Raw genomic sequence first — 20,763 nt, 5'->3', positions numbered from 1 at the left:
CTCACCTGACCTGGAGAGTTGACAGAGACATGCCGTCAACTTTACCGACACCGTGTCGGGAACCCAAATGTCTCAGGAGCCGAAGCGGCGCTCCCGCTCGGCGTAGGCCCGCAGGGCGCGGAGGAAGTCGACGCGGCGGAAGTCGGGCCACAGGGCCTCGCAGAAGTAGAACTCGCTGTTCGCGCTCTGCCACAGCAGGAACCCGCTGAGCCGCTGCTCCCCCGACGTGCGGATCACCAGGTCGGGGTCCGGCTGCCCCTTGGTGTAGAGGTGCTCGGCGATGTGCTCCACGTCGATGGTCTCGGCCAGCTCCTCCAGGGTGACCCCGGCGGCGGCCTGCTCCTGGAGCAGGGAGCGCACGGCGTCCGCGATCTCCCGGCGGCCGCCGTACCCGACGGCGACGTTGACCAGCAGGCCCTTGACCTCCCGGGTGGCGTCCTCGGCCTCCTTCAGCTTGGCCGCGGTCGTGGCCGGCAGCAGGTCCAGGGCGCCGACCGGGTGGATCCGCCAGCGGCCGGTGGCGGCCAGGGACTCCACCGCACCCTCGATCACCGTGAGCAGCTCCTCGAGCTGGTCGGCGGGACGGTTGAGGTTGTCGGTGGAGAGCAGCCAGAGGGTGACCACCTCGACACCGAGCTCCTCGCACCACCCGAGGAAGGGGTCGATGTTGTCGGCGCCGGCCTGGTGCCCCTGGGCGATCTCGGCCCCCACGGCGCGCGCCCAGCGCCGGTTGCCGTCGAGGAGCACCCCCACGTGCTTGGGGACCCGGTCCGGCGGGAGGAACTTCGCGACCCGCGACTCGTACGCCGGGTACAGCACCCGGCGCACGGCGTCCTTCCACTTTCCCACGGCCCCGATGCTACCGACCGCGGCGGGCGCGGCGGTCCGGGTCCGCGCAAGCACCCTGACCGGCCGGCTCCGGCACAAGTCAGCAGCGGCGGGTCGAAACCTGCGGAGGAGGTGAGGATCATCTCCCCGGACACACTCGTCTCCCCAGCCGACGTACCGGTAATTTTGACCACATGACCGATTCGGTGCGCACCCGCATGGACCATCTGCACGACCGGGTGGAAGGCGCGATCGTCGAGGTCAAGCCGAAGCTGAGGGGCTGGCTGCACGCGGCCAGCGCACCCCTCACGCTGGCTGCCGGCGTCGTGCTCGTCGCCCTCTCCCCCGACACCCCCACCAGGGTCGGCTCCGCGATCTTCGCTGCCTCGGCCCTGCTGCTCTTCACCGTCTCGGCGCTGTACCACCGGGGCCACTGGTCACCGGGGGTGCACGCGCACCTGCGCCGCTTCGACCACTCCAACATCTTCCTGCTCATCGCCGGCTCCTGCACCCCCTTCGCGGTGCTGCTGCTCGACGGCACCGAACGCTGGCTGATGCTCTCCATCATGTGGGGCGGCGCCCTGGCGGGAGTGGTCATGAAGGTCTGGTGGCTCAACCACCCCCGGTGGCTCTCGGCGCCGATCTACATCGCCCTCGGCTGGGCGCCGGTGTTCTTCTTCGGGTCCTTCATCGAGGGCGCGCAGGTCTACGGCGAGACGGTGGGACGCGCCGTGCTGGTGATGGTGCTGCTCGGCGGGGCGTTCTACACCTTGGGCGGCATCGTCTACGGCACCAAGCGACCCAACCCGTGGCCGAAGTGGTTCGGGTTCCACGAGGTCTTCCACACGTTCACGATCCTGGCGTTCATGGTGCACTACGTCGGCGTCTCGCTGGCGACCTACTCCCTGCGCTGACGACCGCGCCGACGCGTCGCACTAAGGTGCCCGCGTGACCGGCTCCGACTCCACCATCGCCGACCTCCCCGACCGGCCTCGTGGCAGGGCGGGACGGTGGGCCCACCGCGGCGGCGTCGCCCTGCTCGTCGTACTGGTGGCGGCGGGAGCATCGGGCGCCCTGGGTCCGCGCGCGGGTCACACCGCGGCCACGGGCGGCGGGTACCACCTGCGGGTCACCTACCCCGAGATCACCCGGGCCGGTCAGCCGGCACCGCTGCACCTGGTCATCACCCGCGAGGGCGGGTTCGAGAAGCCGGTGCAGGTGGCGCTGTGCGACGACTTCTTCGACAACCTCGACTTCCAGGGCTGGTTCCCCGCACCGGCAGCCGAGGCGGGCGACCCCGACGCGGTCGTCTACGAGTTCGACCCGCCGCGCGCCGATGAGCTCGAGATCAGCCTGGACGCGCGCAGCGCCCCGGGACAGTTCGCCGGCGCCGAGAAGTGCTCGGTCGAGGTGCTGGAGGACGACGAGCCCGTGGCCGCGGTCTCGTTCACCAGCTGGAGGATGCCCTGATGGACATCGTGATCCGCGCCGTCGTCGTCTTCGCCTTCCTCTGGGTGGCGATCCGCATCAGTGGCAAGCGCGAGGTCGCCCAGCTCTCGGCCTTCGACATGATCCTGCTGGTCACCGTGGGCGACCTGATCAGCCAGGGCATCCTGCAGGAGGACTACTCGCTCACCGCCGCGATGCTGGCCGTGTCCACGTTCGCCCTGGCGGCGATGGCCCTGGCCTTCCTCACCCGCCGCTTCCCCAGGGCGAGGCCGGTTCTGGAAGGGCTGCCCCGGATCGTGATCCGCGACGGGGAGCCCCTCCTCGACGTGCTCGCCAGCGAGCAGCTCACGTTCGACGACCTCGCCGAGGGAGCCCGGCAGAATGGCATCCGCCGGTTCAGCGACGTCGAGCTGGCGGTGCTGGAGACCGACGGGGTCTTCTCGTTCTTCACCCGGCCCGCCGACGAGAGCGACCCTCGCGACGGCGCGGTCGCCGACGACCGCCCGCTGTAGCTCCCTGCCGGTCCAGCACTGCCGGTCCAGCACTGCCGGTCCCTCCCGTCTCCCCACCCGGCTGCGGTGGGGGTCGTACCGTGGACGGCGTGACCACCTCTCCACTCTCCGTCGCTCTCACCACCTCGTTCGCGGACACGCTGCCCGAGCTGGCCCTGCCCTGGCAGGCCGAGGAGGCCCCCGCCCCGACGCTCCTGACGCTGAACGAGCCGCTCGCCACCGAGCTGGGCCTGGACCCCGACCAGCTCCGCACTCCCGAGGGGGTGGACTTCCTCCTGGGCCGCTCGGTGCCGCCCGGTGCCCGTCCGGTGGCCCAGGCCTACGCGGGCCACCAGTTCGGGGGCTACTCCCCCCGCCTGGGGGACGGCCGCGCCCTGCTGCTGGGCGAGCTCACCGACACCGAGGGCCGGCTGCGCGACCTCCACCTCAAGGGCTCCGGACGCACTCCGTTCGCCCGCGGCGGGGACGGGCTCGCCGCCGTCGGTCCGATGCTGCGCGAGTACGTGGTGAGCGAGGCGATGCACGCGCTGGGCATCCCGACCACCCGCTCCCTGGCGGTGGTCGCCACCGGCAAGGGCGTACGACGCGAGACGGTGCTGCCCGGTGCTGTGCTGACCCGGGTCGCGGCCAGCCACCTGCGGGTCGGCACCTTCCAGTACGCCCGAGGCCTGGACGACCTCGACCTGCTGCGCCGTCTCAGTGACGCCGCGATCCAGCGCCACCACCCCTCCGCCCGCGACGCCGAGCACCCGCCGCGGGCGCTCTACGAGGCGGTGGTGGCCGCCCAGGCGCAGCTGGTGGCGAAGTGGATGCTCGTGGGTTTCGTGCACGGGGTGATGAACACCGACAACATGACGATCTCCGGCGAGACCATCGACTACGGTCCGTGCGCCTTCATGGAGGCCTACGACCCGGCCACGGTACACAGCTCGATCGACGAGGGTGGCCGCTATGCCTACGGCAACCAGCCGGCCGCCGCGGAGTGGAACCTGGCACGTCTCGCCGAGGCCATGCTGCCGCTGCTGCACGAGGACCAGGAGATCGCGATCTCCATGGCGGTGGAGTCCCTGGGCACCTTCGGGCCGCTGTACGTGGAGGCCCTGCTGTCCGGCATGCGGCGCAAGATCGGGCTCCCCCCGAGTGTCGACGGCGCCGAGAGCACTGCGCTGGTCGAGGAGCTGCTGGGGCTGATGGAGGCCGACCACGTCGACCACACCTCGTTCTTCCGTGCCCTGGGGCAGGCCGCCCGCGGCGAGGTGGAGGCCGCCCGGAGCCTGGTCGTCGACCTGGCCCGGGTGGACGCGTGGCTGGCACGGTGGCGGGCCCTGGGTCCGGACGCGGCAGCGATGGACCGGGTGAACCCGGTGCGCATCCCGCGCAACCACCTCGTGGAGGAGGCCCTCGACGCGGCCACCACGGGCGATCTGGCGCCGGTGCACCGGCTGCTGGAGGCGGTCACCTCGCCCTACGACGAACGACCCGGCCTCGAGCGGTACGCCGAGCCGGCACCGGACCAGTTCGGTCCCTACGTCACTTTCTGTGGCACCTGAGGCGCTCGACCTGCCATCATCGCGGGCATGTCGACCCCCGTCCGTGCCGGTCTCGCTCTGACCGTGGCGGGGGTCCTGCTCGCGGCCCCTCCCGCCGCGGCCCACGTCAGCGTCACCCCCTCGACCGCCCAGGCCGGCACGACGCTGCTGCTCCAGGTCGGGGTGAACCACGGCTGCGGTGACTCCGCGACCACGGCCCTGGAGGTCAAGGTGCCCGAGGGAGTCAACTCCGTCACCGCGACCCGGACGCCGTTCTGGGACGTCTCGCGCACGGTGGTCCGGCTGGACGAGCCGGTCACCGACGCGCACGGCAACGAGCTGACCGAGCGCGTGGACACCGTGCTGTTCACCGCCACCGAGCCGCTGGCCTCGGACCTGCGCGACACGGTCGAGCTCACGTTCCAGGTGCCAGACCAGGTCGGTGAGGCACTGGCCTTCCCGACCGTGCAGACCTGCGAGCAGGGAGAGAACGCCTGGATCCAGGTGGCCCAGGACGGGCAGGACCCCGAGGAGCTGGAGAGCCCGGCGCCGGTGGTCCAGGTCCTCGCACCGGGCACCACCGGGTCGGCCACCGGGTCGGCCTCGAACTCCTCCGAGGTCGTCGCCTGGATCGGCTTCGCCGCCGGCATGCTCGGGCTGCTCCTGGGGGGACTCGCCTTCGCCCAGGCCCGCAGGCAGCCGGGCGCCGTTCCCGAGTGAGCACCCAGGGCCTCACACTGCGCCGGTGGCCGGCTCTGCTGGCCGCCGCGGCCGCGCTGCTCCTCTGTCTGCTGGCGGCCTCGCCGGCCTGGGCGCACGCCCAGCTAGTGGGCACCGACCCGGTCTCCGGCACGGTGCTGCCCGAGGCCCCCGAGCAGGTGACGCTCTCGTTCAGCGAGCCGGTGCTGCTCACCAGCAGGCGCGTCACGACGTACGACGCACAGGGCAGCGTCGTCGCCTCGTCCGCCTCCACCGCCGATGGGCAGGTCAGGGTGGTCTTCGAGGACCGGCTGGCGCGTGGCACCTACGTGGTGGCCTGGTTCGTGGTCTCCTCCGACGGCCACCCGATCTCGGGCTCCCTGACGTTCTCCGTGGGCGAGCGCAGCGCCTCGGTGCGTCCTCCGCCCCCGCCGGCGGAGTCCTCGGCGACCGTCACCAGCACCCAGGCGGTCGCCTCCTGGGCCACGTACCTGGGCCTGCTGACCAGCGCAGGGTTGGTCGTCTTCGTCGTCCTCGTGCTCCCCCGTCGGTACGCCGGCCGGCTGCTCCTGGCGCGCGTCCGCCGGTTGCTCCGGCTGGCCGTGGCACTGGCGCTGGTCGGCGCCGCGGTGGGCGTGGCGGTCGCGGGCCTGTACGCCCAGGGACTGGAGCTGGACGCCGTCCTGACCTCGTTCGACGCCTCGCTGGTGCGCAAGGAGCTCGGCTCGGCCCTCCTGCTGGCTGCCGCCCTGGTCACCGCGGCGGCGGTGTTCGGCTCGACTCCGCCCGGCCCGCGCCGCTCGGCCCTGCTGCTGACCTGCGCGGCGCTCGCCGTGTGCGCCCCGGCCCTGGTCGGGCACACCCGGTCCTACGGCCCAGCCCCGCTGGTGCTGGGCGCCGACGTGCTGCACCTGGCCGCCGGCGCAATCTGGCTGGGCGGCCTCGCCGGGCTGACGCTGACGCTCCGCTCGGGCACCTCCGACGTCTCGTCGCGGCGCGACGCGGAGGTGCTCGCCCGGTTCTCCGCGGTCGCCGGCCCCCTGGTGCTGGCCGTGGCTGTGGCGGGTGTGCTGCTGGCCTGGCGCATCCTCGGGTCGTGGTCGGCGCTGGTGGAGACCACCTACGGCACCCTGCTGCTGGTCAAGGTGGCCCTGGGGCTCGCGGTGGCCGCGGTGGCCGCCTTCAACCGGTTCCGGTTGCTGCCCCGGGTGCGTCGCTCCCCCTTCGGGGATCCGAGCGCGGGGGCCCTGGTACGACGTACCGTGCTCGCCGAGCTGGCTCTCCTGGTCGTGCTCCTCGTGGTCACGGGGTTCCTGGTGGGTCGGGCGCCGTCCGAGCCCCCCGGAGCCCCGGCCGCTCCGGTGCCGATCTCCCGCACGCTCCAGCTCGGAGGCGTGGAGGTGGAGGTGCTGCTCACCCCCGGCACCTCGGGCGGCAACACGCTGGTCGTCTCGACCGTCCACACCGAGGGCCGGTCGGCGGACCAGGTGGGGCGCCCCGACGTGGAGCTGCGCTCCTCGGAGTTCGATCTCGGTGCCGTGCCGTTGCGCAGCGACCGACCGGGCAAGTGGGAGGCGCTGGTGCTGCTGCCGCGGGGCGGCGACTGGGAGCTGCAGCTGGGGCTGCGGGTGGGGCAGTTCGAGAACCCGGTCACCACGTTGGAGCTGGACGTCCCCGATGCTCCGGGGACCGGCTGAACCAGGGCGCGACGTGCTTCACGAAGGTCACCAGGGTCGAGGCCTCCTCCATCTCAGGCACGACTCGCGGCTCGAACCCGGCGTCACGGCAGATTTCATGGGACTCCCCTAACGTGCAGCCATGAGCGATGTCGTTATCTGCGAGCCGATCCGTACTCCGGTGGGCCGGCAGGGCGGCGCTTTGGCCGCTGCGAGTGCCGTCGACCTCGCCTCCACGGTGCTCGCGGAGCTGGTACGGCGGACGGGTCTGGTCGAGGGCGACGTTGACGACGTCATCCTGGGCAACTGCTACCCCAGCGGCGAGAACCCGGCCATCGGCCGGATCGCCGCGCTCGACGCGGGCCTAGGCACCGGCGTCCCCGGACTCCAGATCGACCGTCGCTGCGGCTCCGGGCTGCAGGCAGTGCTCTACGCCGCCGGCCAGGTCGCCGGAGGCGCCGCGTCGCTGGTGGTGGCCGGCGGCGCAGAGTCGATGTCGCAGGTCGAGCACTACGCGCTGCTCCGCCAGGGCGTGGGCAACGGAGGCGTCCAGCTGCTGGACCGGCTCGACCGGGCTCGCCAGACTGCCGGCGGCAGGCGGCACCCCGTGCCGGGCGGGATGCTCGAGACCGCCGAGAACCTGCGCGCCCACTACGCCATCGGCCGCGAGGAGCAGGACGAGTACGCCGCCCGCTCACAGCAGCGTGCGGTGGCCGCTCAGGAAGCCGGCCTCTTCGACGACGAGCTGGTCCCGGTGACGCTCCCCGGCAGCCGCGGGACCCCCGACAGGATCGTGGACACCGACGAGCACCCGCGTGCCGACACCACGGCCGAGTCCCTGGGCCGGCTCAAGGCTCTTCGCCGAGGCATCGATCCGGCCTCGACCGTCACGGCCGGCAATGCCAGCGGGCAGAACGACGGCGCCGCGATGTGCGTGGTCACCACCCGCGCCGAGGCGGAGCGACGCGGACTGCGCCCGCTGCTGGCACTCCGGTCCTGGGCGGTCGCCGGGGTCGGCCCTGAGATCATGGGTATCGGACCAGTACCGGCCACCACGGCCGCGCTGGAGCGGGCGGGTCTCACCCTGGCCGACATCGACCTGATCGAGGTCAACGAGGCGTTCGCCTCCCAGGTGCTGGCCTGCCTGCGGGAGTGGAAGATCGACGCCGAGGACGAGCGCCTCAACCCCCTTGGCTCCGGTATCTCGCTGGGACACCCCGTAGGGGCAACGGGCGCCCGGATCCTTGCCACGATGGCCCGGGAGGCCCAGCGCCGCGAGAGTCGCTACGTCCTGGAGTCCATGTGCATCGGCGGTGGGCAAGGCCTGGCCGCCATCTTCGAGGCGGTCCGCTGAACACGATCGTGTCTCCCGACGTCCGGTCGGTCGTGGCCCGGCACCGCGCCAGGGTGCCCGGCGCCCGACGTCCCAGCACTAGGGTGCAGAGCATGTCGAAGATGGTGAACACGTGATCCGCCGAACCCTGGCCCGCACCCTGCTGCGCGTCGCCCGCTGGCGCGTCGTGGGCCAGGTCCCGCGCACCGGGATCATGGTCGGCGCTCCGCACACGTCCAACTGGGACTGGGTGGCCACCCTGATGATGCTCTGGTCCCAGGACGTGACGCCCAGGATCCTCATCAAGCGGGAGCTGTTCCGGGGCCCCCTGGGGTGGCTGATGAAGGCGACCGGGGGCATCCCCGTGGACCGGGACAACGCCTCGCAGGTGGTGGGTGACCTAGCCGCCCACGCGGCCCGGGACGAGTCCTTCCTCATCGCCATCGCCGCCGAGGGCACCCGGGAGCGCAGCGCCTACTGGAAGAGCGGCTTCTACCGCCTGGCCCAGGACACCGGACTCCCGGTGTCGCTGGGCTACATCGACGGACCCAGCCGCACCGTCGGCTTCGGGCCGACGTTCACCCTGACCGGCGACGTGCGAGCCGACATGGACCGGATCCGGGAGTTCTACTCCGACAAGCGAGGGATCCACCCGGAGCTGCGCACCGAGCCCCGGCTGCGCGAGGAGCTCACGTCCGAGCAGAGCTGACGCCTCGGCGCGGGGGATGACCGATGACGGCAGGCCGACTCCCCCGAAATGCCGGATGGCCGCGCACCCGGAAGGGTTGCGCGGCCACCGACGTCGGACGGCGACCCGGGGCGGACCCCGGAGTCACCGGCTCAGACGGAGTGCTTCTTCTTGCCCAGGACGGCCTCAGCGACACCGACCAGCAGCACGGCTGCGATCACGGCGAAGATGAAGCCGAGGAAGTTGAGCTCGAACGGGTTGGTGCTGTCGTTGAAGAGGCCGCCGATCAGGCCACCGATGATGGCGCCGACAACACCGAGGATCATGGTGCCGACCAGGCTGAGGGTCTGCTTGCCCGGCTTCAGCAGCCGAGCGAGCGCGCCGATGATGAGACCGACCACGAGAAGACCAAGAATTTGAAAGATCATGGACCTCCTTTACCCGCAGCGATGCTGGACCAAACGTGCCCGCACGCATCGCCGCTAGCGTGGCCTGATGGACCGTCACCACTGGGACGCGCGGTACGCCGAGCACGGGCTGGTCTGGCGCGCCGGCCCCAACGAGTTCGTCGCCGCTGAGCTCAGCGACCTCCAGCCGGGCCGCGCGGTCGACCTGGGTGCAGGTGAGGGGCGCAACGCGCTCTGGCTGGCCGAGCGCGGGTGGCGGGTGACTGCGGTGGACTTCTCGCTCGTCGGGCTCGAGAAGGGGCGACAGCTGGCAGGCGACCTCCCGGTCTCCTGGGTCTGCGCCGACGCCACCACGTGGGTCTCGTCCGTGCCGGTGGACCTGGTGGTGCTGGCCTACCTCCAGCTGCCGGCGGCGGCCCGGCGCGCCGCGATCCGCAACGCCTTCTCGTCCCTGGCGGCAGGCGGCACGCTGCTCGTGGTCGCCCATGACGCCACCAACCTCACCGAGGGCACTGGCGGGCCGCAGGACGCCTCGGTGCTGATGACGGCCGAGGATCTGCTGGCCGACCTGGACGGGTTCGACCTCGAGGTGCTGCGCGCCGACCGGGTGGCGCGCCGGGTCGCCGCTCCCGAGGGCGACGAGCCGCACCGGGGCCAGCAGGACCGCACCGCCTGGGACGCCCTGCTCAGGGTCACCCGGCGCTGAGGTCGCAGATCACTGGCCCTCGGGCCGCTCGTCCTCGCGCTGCTGGTCGTCCTTCGATCGCGACACGGGCTCGTCGCCGAAGACGCCGGCGTCCCGGTTGGCGTTGGTCCGGCGCAGCTGGCGGATGAGGCTCCAGGCGAGCAGTGCCACCGCGAGCGCCATCAGCAGCCACACGATGAGGGCGGTCCAGCCGGCCTTGACCTCGGTGTCCTCGGGCTGCGGGTCGTCGACGAGACGGACGACGTCGATGACGTGGGAGACCAGGTTGGCGTCGAAGAGGTCAAGCATGGCGCCAGTCTCTCAGGCCCACCCAGAGATGCCGGCGAAGAGGTCGTCCTCGGGGAGCTGGGTGGGGACGTGGCTCACCACCAGCTCGTAGTCCTCGGTGGGCCAGACCTCCTCCTGGATGCTCCGCGGGACCGCGAACCAGGCACCGTCGGGGTCGATCTGCGTGGCGTGGGCCAGCAGCGCCTGGTCCCGGACGCCGAAGTAGTCGGCGCACGGGACGCGGGTGGTGATCCGCTCGTCCCACTCCGGGTTCGCCTCCCACTTCTCCAGCCGCTCGGCGTACGGCGACTCCAGGCCGTGCGCCAGCATCGCCTCGTGCAGGGCGACGCTCTTGGGGCGGTTGAACCCGTGGTGGTAGTAGAGCTTCAGCGGCTGCCAGGGCTCACCGGCCTCGGGGTAGCGCTCCGGGTCCCCCGCGGCGTGGAACGCCTCGACGGAGACCTCGTGGCACTTGATGTGGTCCGGGTGCGGGTAGCCGCCGTTCTCGTCGTACGTGGTCATCACGTGCGGACGGAACTGGCGGATCAGCCGCACCAGGGGCGCCGCGCCCTCCTCCGGGGTCACCAGCCCGAAGCATCCCTCGGGCAGGGGCGGCTTGGGGTCGCCCTCGGGCCAGCCGGAGTCGACGAAGCCGAGCCAGTCCTGGCGGACGCCGAGGATGTCGCGGGCGCGCTCCATCTCCTGGCGGCGGATCTCGGTCATGTTGGCGAGGATGTCGGGGCGGTCCATCTTGGGATTCAGGATGGAGCCGCGCTCACCGCCGGTGCAGGTCACCACGTGGACGTCGACACCTTCGGCGACGTACTTGGCGGTGGAGGCGGCGCCCTTGCTCGACTCGTCGTCGGGGTGGGCGTGCACGTGCATCAGGCGAAGGCCGGCGCGGGGGTGGTCGGGCATGGCGGAAGTCTAGGTGGCACCCTTGATGGCGTGACATCACCGGCAGAGCTCGCTGAGCGCTACGGCGCCCCGTCGCCGCGACGGCGTCTCGTGGCCATCGTCGCGACCGTGGTGCTGGCCGTGGTGTTCGGCGTCTGGCTCGCCTGGGCCGCGCTGTTCCACGGCAACCCCTCGGTGCGGTCCGGGATCGTCGGCTTCGACGTGGTCGACGACCACACGATGGAGGTCAGCGTCGAAGTCGACCTCGACGACGTCGAGGAGGCCGACTGCCTGCTCCGCGCACTGTCCGAGGACAAGGCGACCGTCGGGGAGCTCTCGTTCGCGCCCGTCGACGGCGTCCAGACGGTGACGGTCCGGACCGAGCGGCGGGCGACCAGCGTGGAGAACGTAGGCTGTCGTGCCGAGGGTCAGTCGCGCCGACGCTGAGCCTTTCTCGTCGTCGCTGAGCCTTTCTGCGCCAAGGTTGCTACAGTCGTTAGTCAATCTGACACCCGCAGGGCTCCAAAGGCACCGGTCGCGAACCCAGCGCGACGAGCCCGGCGGGTTTTGCTTTTGCCCAAACAGGAGTGGAGCCATGACCCAGTCGACCGACCAGTCCACCATCTGGTTGACCCAGGACGCCTACGACAAGCTGCAGACTGAGCTCGATGACCTCAAGGGGCCGAAGCGCCAGGAGATCATCGAGAAGATCAGCGCTGCCCGAGACGAGGGCGACCTGAAGGAGAACGGCGGCTATCACGCCGCCAAGGACGAGCAGGGCAAGCAGGAGGCCCGGATCCGTCAGCTTGAGGACATGCTCCGCCGCGCCGAGGTGGGCGAGACCCCCGCCGACGACGGCGTGGTGGAGCAGGGCATGAAGGTCACGGTGAAGTTCGTGGACTTCGGCGAGGACGAGACCTTCCTGTTCGGCGCCCGCGAGATGGAGGAGGACGGCCTGACCGTCTACTCCCCGCAGTCGGCCCTCGGTGCCGCCATCAACGGCAAGAAGAAGGGTGACACCGTCACCTACGAGGCGCCCAACGGCAAGGACGTCAGCGTCGAGATCATCGACGCCAAGCCCTACACCGGCTGAGTCCTGCTCTTTCGCACCACCGAACGGCGCCGGGTGATCCCGGCGCCGTTCGTCCATTTCGCGCGGAGGCGGCGCCCCGGAGCCACCCCACCGGTGCACATGCGCAGTGGCGGCGGCGGCGTACGACGTACGCCGGGGGTCACTCCTCGACCCGGTAGCCCCGCTCACGCAGGCGGGCGAGCAGCTGCTCGGTGTGCGGTCCCCCGCGCGTCTCGAGCTGGAGCCGCACCTCGACCTCGTCGAGCGCCAACCGGGGAGAGGTCCGTTCGTGAGCCACCTCGAGCACGTTGCCGCCGGCGGCGCTGACCTCGGCGAGCAGGCTGGCCAAGCCGCCGGGCCGGTCCCCGATGATCACCCGCAGGTAGAGGAAGCGACCGGCGGCGGCGAGGCCGTGGCGGATCACCTTGCCCAGCAGCAGCGGGTCGATGTTGCCCCCTGAGAGCACCGCGACGACCGGCGTCTCGAAGGCCCTCGGGGCGTCCAGGAGCGCCGCGACCGCCACGGCACCGGCGGGCTCGACCACCATCTTGGCCCGCTCCACCAGGGCCAGCAGCGCCCGGGACAGCGACTCCTCCGAGACCGTGACCACGTCGTCGACCAGGTCGCGGATCGCGGCGAAGGTGATCGCCCCCGGCAGGCCGACCGCGATGCCGTCGGCCATGGTGCGCATCTCCCCCAGCGCCACCGGGGCTCCCGCGGCGAGCGAGCCGGGGAAGGCAGCGGCGTGCTCGGCCTGCACGCCGACCACCCGGACATCGGGGTGCCTGGCCTTGATCGCGATCGCGATCCCCGCCAGCAGCCCGCCGCCGCCGGTCGGCACCAGCACCGTCCTGGCCTCGGGGGCCTGCTCCATGATCTCGAGGCCGCACGTGCCCTGCCCGGCCACCACGTCGACGTGGTCGAAGGGGTGGATGAGCACCGCCCCGGTCTCCTCGGCGAAGCGTCCGGCGGCGACGAGCGCGTCCTCGAGGTACCGGCCCGCGAAGACCACCTCGGCGCCGTACCCGCGGGTCGCGTTCTCCTTGGGGATCGGCGCCCCCTCCGGCATGAAGACGGTCGCCCTGATGCCCAGGGTCTGGGCGGCGAGCGCCACCCCCTGGGCGTGGTTGCCCGCGGAGGCGGCGACCACGCCCCGGGCGCGCTCGGCGTCGGTGAGCCGGGCCATGCGCACGTAGGCGCCGCGGGCCTTGAACGAGCCGGTGCGCTGGAGGTTCTCGCACTTGAGGCTGACCGGCCCGCCGACCAGTCCGGAGAGCCAGCGGGACTCCTCCATCGGGGTCCGCACCGCGACGCCGGCCAGGGTGAGCGCGGCCTCCTCGATGTCCTCGAGGCTCACCTGGCCCGGGCTGCCGGGAGTCTGGCCCTCAGCCATCCGCACCGTCCCTGCCACCGTCGTCGCCCACCGGGGAGGTGACCGCGGGGACCGGCTCCGCGGCACGCCCCTCGGCCCTTGCCTCGCCTATGTCCTGCGTCAACGCGTCCTCGGGATCCGGCTCCCCCAGGTCGGTGTCGTTGGCCAGGTACTGGACCACGGCGTTCACCGCCGCGGCCAGTGGGACCGCGACCAGGGCACCGGCGATGCCGGCCACGATGATGCCGCAAGCCAGCGCGATGATGACCCCGAGCGGGTGCAGGGAGACGAAGCGTCCCATCAGGAACGGCTGCAGCACGTGGCCCTCGATCTGCTGCACCAGGACCACCCCGCCCAGCATCAGCAGCGCGGTGACCGGCCCCTGGTCCACCAGGGCCACCAGGACGGCGACGGTGCCCGCGACGGTCGCGCCGATCATCGGCACGAACGCCCCCAGGAAGACCAGCACGCCGATGGCGAGGATGAACGGCACCCCGAGCACGGCGGCCACGATCATCACGCCCACCGCGTCGGCGAGGGCCACGAGCACCGTGGCCCGCACGAACATGGTCAGCGAGACCCAGGCCACACGGCCGGAGTTGTCCACGTGCTCCCGCGCGGCGCGCGGGGCCAGGCGCACCAGCCACGCCCAGATCCGCTCGCCGTCGGCGAGGAAGAAGTACGTCCCGAAGAGCACGATGAAGAAGCCGGCCGCGACGTGGCTCAGGGCGGACCCGACCGAGCCGACGCGGCCGAGCGCGCCGTCCTTGCTCTGGTTGGTGATCGCGTTCTGGGTCTCTTCGATGTAGTCGTTGATCTGGCTGTCGCTGGCCTGCAGCGGCCCGTCCCGCAGCCAGGTGCGGATCTCGTCCAGTCCCTTGACCACCTGGTCGGCCAGGTCCGAGGCACCGTTGGCGACCTGCTGCCCGGCGAAGGTGATGAGCAGTCCCAGGAAGCCCAGGGTGAAGATGACCGTCCCCAGGGTGGACAGGGATCGTGGGACCCCGATCTTGCACAGCATCCGCACCATGGGGCTGACCAGGGCAGCCAGCAGCAGCGCGATCGCGATCGGCATCGTGACCACCGCGAAGTCGGCGATGGTGCGCGCGATCAGGTAGCCGGCCAGGGCGATGACGACGAAGCGCCACGACCAGGCTGCGGCCAGGTCGACGCCCCACGGCACCTGGGCCCGACTGAAGTTGGAGGGCCCGGTGGCGATCTGCGGCGGCGGCTCGGCGCGCCGCTCGGCGCGGATCAGCGCCCACTGGCTCGCCAGCTGCTGGGTGATCCGCTCGCCCAGGGACTCGTGCGCGTCGGAGGTCTCCCGGGGCTCGGTGGGACCGAGGTCCCCGCGCACCTCGTGAGGGGCCGGGTCCAGGCCTGTCCCGTCGGACTCGTCCCGCCGCAGCCTGAAGGTCTTGCGACCGGAAATGTTGCTCACCGCGTCAGGCTACCCACCACGGGCGAGCAACATGCCACGCGCCAACCGGTACGCCGTACCGGGATGGTCCCCGGCCAGCAGCCCGGTCCAGGCCAGCAGGCAGTCGGTGTCCACCACCACCCGAGGCGCACCCGGCAGCTGCCAGCCGCCGTCCACCTCGGTCCCCGTGCTGCCGGCGAGCACCCGCTGCGCGACGCCGGGTCGCCCGTGCCTGAGCACCCCGCCGGAGGTCACCAGCAGCGCGACCTCCCGCAGATCGGCCCCGGTCCGCTCCACCACCCGTCCCTGTGGGCCGAGCACCACCCGGGAGCGGCCGGCGTGGCGGCGCAGCGCCAGGCCGACGGCCGCCCGGGCGATCGCCTCGTCGACGGCCGCGCCCTGCTCGTCACCCGGCAGCGCCCCGGGGTCGTCCCGTCGCCGGGCGGCGGGCTCGACCAGGTCGACCAGGCCGGCCGCCGCGACGGTGCTGGGCGCGGACCAGCGCATCCCCAGGTCACCCTCGACGGTGCGGGCCACCCCGGTGCTGGCCACCACCTCGCGCGAGAGGCCGGCGCTGCCGCTGTGCGCGGAGTCGGGGTCGACCTCCAGGACGCTGTAGACGTCGGTGGTCGCGCCGCCGACGTCGACCACCGCCACGTCGCCGGCACCGGGGTGCTCCTCGTCGAGGCCTCGCGCCAGCAGCTCCACCCCGGTCAGCACCACGTCGGGGGTGGCCCCGCGCACCATGGCGGTGAACTCTGCGCGCGCGGACAGGTGCTTGCCTCCGATCACGTGGCTCAGGAACATCGACCTGATCGCGGCCCGCGCCGACTCCGGGGTGAGCACTCCGATCCGGGGCACCACGTTGGCCGCCCGCACCGACGGCACCCCGGCCGCGCCCAGGATCTCCGCGACCTCCGGCTGAGCCTCCACGTTGCCGGCGACCACCACCGGTCCCCGCCAGCCGGCGGCCACCAGAGCCCGGGCACAGCTCAGCAGGGCCTCGGCGTTCCCGCCGTCGGTGCCGCCGGTCAGCAGCACCACGTCCGGAGCCGCCGCGGACAGGGCGGCGGCCTCCGGCATCGCCCGCGAGGCCGCCAGCACGGCGACCACGGAGCCGCCGCTGGACAGCGCGACACGCCGTCCGGCCTCGGCGGTGACCAGCTCCTCGTTGCCGACCACAGCGATCCGCAGTCCGCCGCCGGCCGAGGAGCAGGCCAGCACCTGGGCCCGGGCGACACCCGCGTCGACCCGGGCCAGCTGCGCGAGGCAGTCGTCGTACCCGTCGAGGACGTCGGTGCCCAGCGTCGTGGGGTGACTGGCCGAGGCCAGCACCCGGGCCTCGACCAGGTCGATCAGGGCCGCCTTGGTGAAGGTCGAGCCGAAGTCGACGCAGACGGCCAGCCTGCCAGCCAACGCCTCAGCCCAGGGCGCGGTCGAGGTCGGCGAGCAGGTCCTCGCACGTCTCGATGCCGACGCTGAGCCGCACCAGGTCGGCGGGCACCTCCAGGTCGGTGCCGGCGACGCTCGCGTGCGTCATGCGTCCCGGGTGCTCGATGAGCGACTCCACGCCGCCCAGCGACTCCCCCAGGGTGAAGACCTCTGCCCTGGCGCACGCGTCCAGCGCGGCCTGCTCGCCCGCGGCGACCCGGAAGCTGATCATCCCGCCGAACCGCTTCATCTGGCGGGCCGCGACCTGGTGCCCGGGGTGCTCGGGCAGGCCGGGGTAGATCACCTCGGAGACGGCCGGGTGGGAGACCAGGAACTCCACGATCCGCTCGGCGTTGTCGCAGTGCTTGTCCATCCGCACCGCCAGCGTCTTCAGGCCGCGGTGGGTCAGGAAGCAGTCGAAGGGGCCGGCCACCGCGCCCATCGCGTTCTGGTGGAAGGCGATCGCCTCGGCGACCTCGAGGTCGCGCACCACCAGCGCCCCGCCGACCACGTCGGAGTGCCCGCCGACGTACTTGGTGGTCGAGTGGACCACCACGTCGGCACCCAGGGTCAGCGGCTGCTGGAGGTACGGCGAGGCGAAGGTGTTGTCGACCACCAGCAGCGCCCCGGCCTCGTGGGCGACGGCCGCCAACGCCTCGATGTCGGCGATGTTGAGCATCGGGTTGGTGGGGGTCTCCACCCACACCAGCTTGGTGCGGCCGGGCTGGATCGCCGCGCGGACCGCGTCCACGTCGGAGACCGGAGCCGGGCTCAGGTCCAGGCCCCAGACCTTCTCGACCTTGTCGAAGAGCCGGAAGGTGCCACCGTAGGCGTCGTCGGGCAGCACCACGTGGTCCCCGGGACGGCACAGCGCCCGGACCACGGTGTCCTCGGCCGCCAGGCCGGAGGCGAACGCGAACCCGCGCTCCCCCTCCTCCACGGCCGCCAGCGCGCCCTCGAGCGCGGTGCGGGTCGGGTTCGCGGAGCGGCTGTACTCGTACCCGCCGCGCAGGCCGCCCACGCCGTCCTGCTTGTAGGTGCTGGTGGCGTAGATCGGTGGGATCACCGCCCCGGTCATCTCGTCGGGCTCGTAGCCGGCGTGGATGGCCCGCGTGGCGAACCCGGACTTGGCGGTGTGCTCACTGCTGCTGGACTGGGTCACGCCCCGAGCCTAGACGCCACCGGCCACGGGCCGGGAACGGATCACGGCTCGCCAGTGTTAGGAAGGTTGGATACCCCCGACCCCCTTGGAGTCCAGATGCTGTTCGGCCGCACCAAGAACGACCTGCCCACCCCCGACGACGCGCTGCCCGGTCGTCCCAGCCAGCCGTGGACGCTGCGCGAGCACGTGGTGCTGGGCACCCCGGTGATGAGCGAGGAGGTGCCCGAGGGCATGGAGGTGGCGATCTTCGGCCTCGGCTGCTTCTGGGGCGCGGAGGAGATCTACTGGCAGATGCCCGGTGTCTGGTCGACCTCGGTCGGCTACGCCGGCGGCTACACCCCGCACCCGACGTACGAGGAGGTGTGCTCGGGCCGGACCGGCCACACCGAGGCCGTGCGCATCGTCTTCGACCCCACCGTCGTGGGCTACGCGGACCTGGTGAAGCGGTTCTTCGAGATCCACGACCCGACCCAGGGCATGCGGCAGGGCAACGACGTCGGCACCCAGTACCGCTCGGCGATCTACTTCACCTCCGCGGAGCAGGAGCAGGTCGCCCGGGACCTGACAGGCGTCTACGCCGACGAGCTGGCGCGCCGCCAGCTGGGCACGGTCACCACCGAGATCCGGCCGGCGCAGGAGGCGGGCTGGTACTACGCCGAGGACCCGCACCAGCAGTACCTCGCCAAGAACCCCATGGGCTACCGCTGCCACGCCAACACGGGCGTGAAGTTCCCCGGCTGAGCCTCGCCTAGCCACCCATCGGCCACACTGGAGCCATGGTCGACCTCCCCCGCAGGGCTGTCATCCGCAGCGCCCGGCTCGCCGCGCTGCCGCTGGGGTACGCCGGTCGCTCCGCGCTGGGGATCGGCAAGCGGATGGGTGGCAAGTCGGCCGAGGCGGTGCTCAGCGACGTGCAGCAGCGCACCGCCGAGCAGCTCTTCCGCACGCTCGGGGAGCTCAAGGGCGGGGCGATGAAGTTCGGCCAGGCGCTCTCGGTGCTGGAGGCGGCGCTGCCCGAGGAGGCCTCGGCGCCGTACCGCGAGCACCTCACCGCCCTCCAGGACAACGCGCCGACGATGTCGACCCAGGACGTGCGGGACGCGATCGAGGCCGGCATGGGGCCGGACTGGCGCGAGCGGATCGTCTGGCTCGACGGGGCCGCCGCCGCGGCGGCCTCCATCGGCCAGGTGCACCGCGCCCGGTGGCACGACGGCCGGGAGGTGGCGGTCAAGGTGCAGTATCCGGGCGCCGACGAGGCGCTGCTGGGCGACCTGCGCCGCATCTCGATGGTGGCGCGCGGGATGTCGCCGGTCTTCCCCGGTCTCGACCTGGTCCCGCTCATCAACGAGCTGCAGGCCCGCGCCGCCGAGGAGCTCGACTACGCCCTGGAGGCCCAGGCCCAGGAGGTCTTCGCCGAGGCCTTCGACGGCGACCCCGAGATCGTGGTGCCGCACGTGGTGCACGCCGAGCACACGGTCCTGGTGACCGAGTGGATGGAGAGCGAGGGATCTCTGGCCCGGATCATCGCCGAGGGCACCCAGGCCGAGCGCGACCACTACGGCGAGCTGCTGGTCCGGTTCACCTTCGCCGGGCCGGCGCGCACCGGGATGCTGCACGCCGACCCGCACCCCGGCAACTTCCGCACCATCCCCGAACCCGACGGCACGCCCGGTCGGCTCGGGGTGCTGGACTTCGGGGCGGTGGCCCGGCTGCCCGCGGGCACGTTCCCACCGGCGATCGGCCGTCTGCTGCGAGCCGCGCTGGAGGACGACGCCGACCTGCTGCTGGCCGGGCTGCGCGAGGAGGGCTTCGTCAAGGACGGCATGCGGGTCGACGCCGAGGTGCTGCTGGACTTCCTGCGCCCCTTCGTGGAGCCGATGCGCGAGGACCGGTTCCGCTTCACCCGGGCCTGGATGCGGGACCAGTTCGAGCGGCTCAACGACCCGCGCTCCCCGGGCTTCACGCTGGCCACCAAGATCAACCTGCCGCCGTCGTACCTGTTGATCCACCGCACCTGGCTGGGCGGGATCGGCCTGCTCTGCCAGCTTGAGGCCGAGGCCCCCTTCCGGGCGCTGCTGGAGGAGAGCCTCCCCGGCTTCGCGCCCGAGGCGTCCTGAGACCGACCCAGACGCCGCTGAGGCAGCTCAGCCGGCCATCCGGCGTACCGCCTCGGAGATCACCTCGGCCGAGGTGCCGAAGTTGAACCGGACCCAGCTGGTGGCGCGCGGGTCGTAGCGGGTGCCGGGCACCACGGCGACGCCGCGCTCCAGGAAGGTCGCGGCCGGGTCGTCGAGGCCGAGGGCGGCGCAGTCCAGCCAGGCCAGGTAGGTCGCCTCGGACGGCGCCACCGCCACCTCGGGCAGGTGCTTGCCCAGCAGCTCGAGCAGCAGCGCCCGCCGGTCGGCGAGCTCGCCCAGCAGCTGGTCCAGCCACGCCTCCCCGTGGTCGTAGGCGGCGGTCTGGGCGATCACCGCCAGGTGCTGGGCACCGTGGGTGACGACCTCGTGCAGCCCGTGGCTGGTCTGGTGCCCGGCGACCAGCAGGGCGGTCTTGAGGCCCGAGAGGTTCCAGGTCTTGGAGCCGCTCACCACGGCCAGCCCGCGACCCGCCTCCGGCAGCGAGAGGTACGGCGTGAAGGTGCTGCCCGCCTGCACCAGCGGAGCGTGGATCTCGTCGGAGACGACGAGGATCCCGTGCTCCTGCGCCAGGGCCGCGACCATCCGCAGCTCCTCGGGGGTGTGCACGGTGCCGGTGGGGTTCTGCGGGTTGCACAGCAGGTAGGCCGAGCCCATGCCCGCCTCCTCGAAGGCCAGGGCCAGGGCCTCGGGGTCAAGCCGGTGCGCGGGGGTGAGCGGGGCTTCGAGGAGCCGGCGCCTGGTGGAGGCGACGAAGCCGAAGAACGAGTCGTAGACCGGCGGGCTGACCACCACCGAGCCACCGACCGGGACCCGGGCCTGGATGACCTCCTCGATCCCGAGCATCACGTCGGGGACCTGCATCACCCGGGCGGGGTCGACCTCCCAGCCCCAGCGCCGTCCCGCGAACCCGGCGAACGCCTGGACCAGGGGCGGTCCCCAGGCGTAGCCGGTGTCCCCCCGGCTCACGGCCGCGGTGACGGCGTCCACGACGGGCTGGCAGGGCTGGGCGTCCATCTCGGCCACCCAGACCGGGATCACGTCCTCGGGGTAGAGCCGCCACTTCACGCTGCTGCGGGTGGCACGGAGCTCGTCCAGGCTGGCGCTGAGGATCTGCATGCCTCAGGCTCCCACCCCCCGGCGGGCACGGCCAGGGCGGGCCACCCGGTGGTCACCTCGC

At 72.3% G+C, this 20,763-nt stretch carries 22 protein-coding genes; 13 read left to right on the top strand and 9 right to left on the bottom strand.

Annotation, left to right across the window (positions count from 1 at the left end; genetic code table 11):
- Window positions 1-72: 72 nt before the first annotated feature.
- Window positions 73-849: an isoprenyl transferase gene (locus tag C5H89_RS15880; RefSeq protein WP_205305069.1), complete on the bottom strand. Its 777-nt coding sequence runs from the start codon at window positions 847-849 to the stop codon at window positions 73-75.
- A 173-nt stretch (window positions 850-1,022) separates the two neighbouring features.
- On the opposite strand from C5H89_RS15880, the gene C5H89_RS15875 reads away from it, so the two are divergent.
- The 8 genes from C5H89_RS15875 to C5H89_RS15840 all read left to right on the top strand — a co-directional run bounded on the left by C5H89_RS15875 (window position 1,023) and on the right by C5H89_RS15840 (window position 8,735).
- Window positions 1,023-1,742, top strand: coding sequence for a hemolysin III family protein (locus tag C5H89_RS15875; RefSeq protein WP_104107937.1), 720 nt, complete (start codon window positions 1,023-1,025; stop codon window positions 1,740-1,742).
- A gap of 34 nt (window positions 1,743-1,776) precedes the next feature.
- Window positions 1,777-2,298 carry a hypothetical protein gene (locus C5H89_RS15870; RefSeq protein WP_104107936.1) on the top strand — a complete coding sequence of 174 codons (522 nt, stop codon included), beginning with the start codon at window positions 1,777-1,779 and terminating at the stop codon, window positions 2,296-2,298.
- Window positions 2,298-2,789 (top strand): YetF domain-containing protein, encoded by a 492-nt coding sequence (locus C5H89_RS15865; protein ID WP_104107935.1) that lies wholly within the window; start codon window positions 2,298-2,300, stop codon window positions 2,787-2,789. Before C5H89_RS15870 ends, C5H89_RS15865 begins: the two co-directional genes overlap by 1 nt.
- Before the next feature lie 89 nt (window positions 2,790-2,878).
- Window positions 2,879-4,339: a protein adenylyltransferase SelO gene (locus C5H89_RS15860; protein ID WP_104108007.1), complete on the top strand. Its 1,461-nt coding sequence runs from the start codon at window positions 2,879-2,881 to the stop codon at window positions 4,337-4,339.
- 27 nt (window positions 4,340-4,366) lie between these two features.
- A complete protein-coding gene (locus C5H89_RS15855; protein ID WP_104107934.1) occupies window positions 4,367-5,038 on the top strand; it encodes a YcnI family protein in 672 nt (223 codons plus the stop codon).
- Window positions 5,035-6,714, top strand: a complete 1,680-nt coding sequence (locus tag C5H89_RS15850) for a copper resistance protein CopC (protein WP_104107933.1) — start codon at window positions 5,035-5,037, stop codon at window positions 6,712-6,714. Before C5H89_RS15855 ends, C5H89_RS15850 begins: the two co-directional genes overlap by 4 nt.
- A gap of 121 nt (window positions 6,715-6,835) precedes the next feature.
- A complete protein-coding gene (locus C5H89_RS15845; protein ID WP_104107932.1) occupies window positions 6,836-8,047 on the top strand; it encodes an acetyl-CoA C-acetyltransferase in 1,212 nt (403 codons plus the stop codon).
- Window positions 8,048-8,159: 112 nt separating this feature from the next.
- Window positions 8,160-8,735, top strand: a complete 576-nt coding sequence (locus C5H89_RS15840; RefSeq protein ID WP_240181903.1) for a 1-acyl-sn-glycerol-3-phosphate acyltransferase — start codon at window positions 8,160-8,162, stop codon at window positions 8,733-8,735.
- Between the two features lie 131 nt (window positions 8,736-8,866).
- Here C5H89_RS15840 and C5H89_RS15835 read toward each other — a convergent pair whose 3' ends face one another.
- On the bottom strand, window positions 8,867-9,142 hold the full coding sequence (locus C5H89_RS15835; RefSeq protein WP_240181902.1) for a GlsB/YeaQ/YmgE family stress response membrane protein: 276 nt from the start codon (window positions 9,140-9,142) through the stop codon (window positions 8,867-8,869).
- A 67-nt stretch (window positions 9,143-9,209) separates the two neighbouring features.
- Between C5H89_RS15835 and C5H89_RS15830 the strand changes: the two genes are divergently transcribed.
- Window positions 9,210-9,827, top strand: coding sequence for a class I SAM-dependent methyltransferase (locus tag C5H89_RS15830; RefSeq protein WP_104107931.1), 618 nt, complete (start codon window positions 9,210-9,212; stop codon window positions 9,825-9,827).
- Window positions 9,828-9,836: 9 nt separating this feature from the next.
- Here C5H89_RS15830 and C5H89_RS15825 read toward each other — a convergent pair whose 3' ends face one another.
- Both C5H89_RS15825 and mca read right to left on the bottom strand, forming a co-directional pair.
- Window positions 9,837-10,115 (bottom strand): hypothetical protein, encoded by a 279-nt coding sequence (locus tag C5H89_RS15825; protein WP_104107930.1) that lies wholly within the window; start codon window positions 10,113-10,115, stop codon window positions 9,837-9,839.
- A gap of 12 nt (window positions 10,116-10,127) precedes the next feature.
- Window positions 10,128-11,012, bottom strand: a complete 885-nt coding sequence (gene mca, locus C5H89_RS15820; RefSeq protein WP_101523704.1) for a mycothiol conjugate amidase Mca — start codon at window positions 11,010-11,012, stop codon at window positions 10,128-10,130.
- 30 nt (window positions 11,013-11,042) lie between these two features.
- Between mca and C5H89_RS15815 the strand changes: the two genes are divergently transcribed.
- Together C5H89_RS15815 and greA are read left to right on the top strand one after the other, a co-directional pair.
- Window positions 11,043-11,438, top strand: coding sequence for a DUF4307 domain-containing protein (locus C5H89_RS15815; RefSeq protein ID WP_162799414.1), 396 nt, complete (start codon window positions 11,043-11,045; stop codon window positions 11,436-11,438).
- A gap of 148 nt (window positions 11,439-11,586) precedes the next feature.
- On the top strand, window positions 11,587-12,084 hold the full coding sequence (greA, locus tag C5H89_RS15810; protein WP_101523702.1) for a transcription elongation factor GreA: 498 nt from the start codon (window positions 11,587-11,589) through the stop codon (window positions 12,082-12,084).
- Window positions 12,085-12,223: 139 nt separating this feature from the next.
- On the opposite strand, the gene ilvA is transcribed toward greA, so the two are convergent.
- Genes ilvA through C5H89_RS15790 form a run of 4 tightly spaced genes read right to left on the bottom strand, consistent with a single transcriptional unit; the run spans window position 12,224 to window position 17,448 of the window.
- Complete coding sequence (gene ilvA, locus C5H89_RS15805; protein WP_104108004.1) at window positions 12,224-13,456, bottom strand: threonine ammonia-lyase; 1,233 nt, start codon at window positions 13,454-13,456, stop codon at window positions 12,224-12,226.
- Window positions 13,449-14,876: an AI-2E family transporter gene (locus tag C5H89_RS15800; RefSeq protein WP_240181901.1), complete on the bottom strand. Its 1,428-nt coding sequence runs from the start codon at window positions 14,874-14,876 to the stop codon at window positions 13,449-13,451. Before C5H89_RS15800 ends, ilvA begins: the two co-directional genes overlap by 8 nt.
- Before the next feature lie 9 nt (window positions 14,877-14,885).
- On the bottom strand, window positions 14,886-16,271 hold the full coding sequence (locus C5H89_RS15795; RefSeq protein WP_104107928.1) for a glutamate mutase L: 1,386 nt from the start codon (window positions 16,269-16,271) through the stop codon (window positions 14,886-14,888).
- A 4-nt stretch (window positions 16,272-16,275) separates the two neighbouring features.
- On the bottom strand, window positions 16,276-17,448 hold the full coding sequence (locus tag C5H89_RS15790; RefSeq protein WP_104107927.1) for a cystathionine gamma-synthase: 1,173 nt from the start codon (window positions 17,446-17,448) through the stop codon (window positions 16,276-16,278).
- A gap of 96 nt (window positions 17,449-17,544) precedes the next feature.
- On the opposite strand from C5H89_RS15790, the gene msrA reads away from it, so the two are divergent.
- Window positions 17,545-18,189, top strand: a complete 645-nt coding sequence (gene msrA / locus C5H89_RS15785) for a peptide-methionine (S)-S-oxide reductase MsrA (protein ID WP_104107926.1) — start codon at window positions 17,545-17,547, stop codon at window positions 18,187-18,189.
- A 35-nt stretch (window positions 18,190-18,224) separates the two neighbouring features.
- On the top strand, window positions 18,225-19,565 hold the full coding sequence (locus C5H89_RS15780; RefSeq protein ID WP_104107925.1) for an AarF/ABC1/UbiB kinase family protein: 1,341 nt from the start codon (window positions 18,225-18,227) through the stop codon (window positions 19,563-19,565).
- A gap of 27 nt (window positions 19,566-19,592) precedes the next feature.
- On the opposite strand, the gene C5H89_RS15775 is transcribed toward C5H89_RS15780, so the two are convergent.
- Window positions 19,593-20,702 (bottom strand): aminotransferase class I/II-fold pyridoxal phosphate-dependent enzyme, encoded by a 1,110-nt coding sequence (locus tag C5H89_RS15775; protein WP_104107924.1) that lies wholly within the window; start codon window positions 20,700-20,702, stop codon window positions 19,593-19,595.
- Window positions 20,703-20,763 lie beyond the last annotated feature (61 nt).

The sequence above is a fragment of the Nocardioides sp. 616 genome (genome assembly GCF_002930065.1).
GTDB classification, from domain to species: domain Bacteria; phylum Actinomycetota; class Actinomycetes; order Propionibacteriales; family Nocardioidaceae; genus Nocardioides; species Nocardioides houyundeii.
The sequence above is the reverse complement of the archived record's forward strand: the minus strand, read 5'-3'. Positions and strand labels throughout refer to the sequence as shown.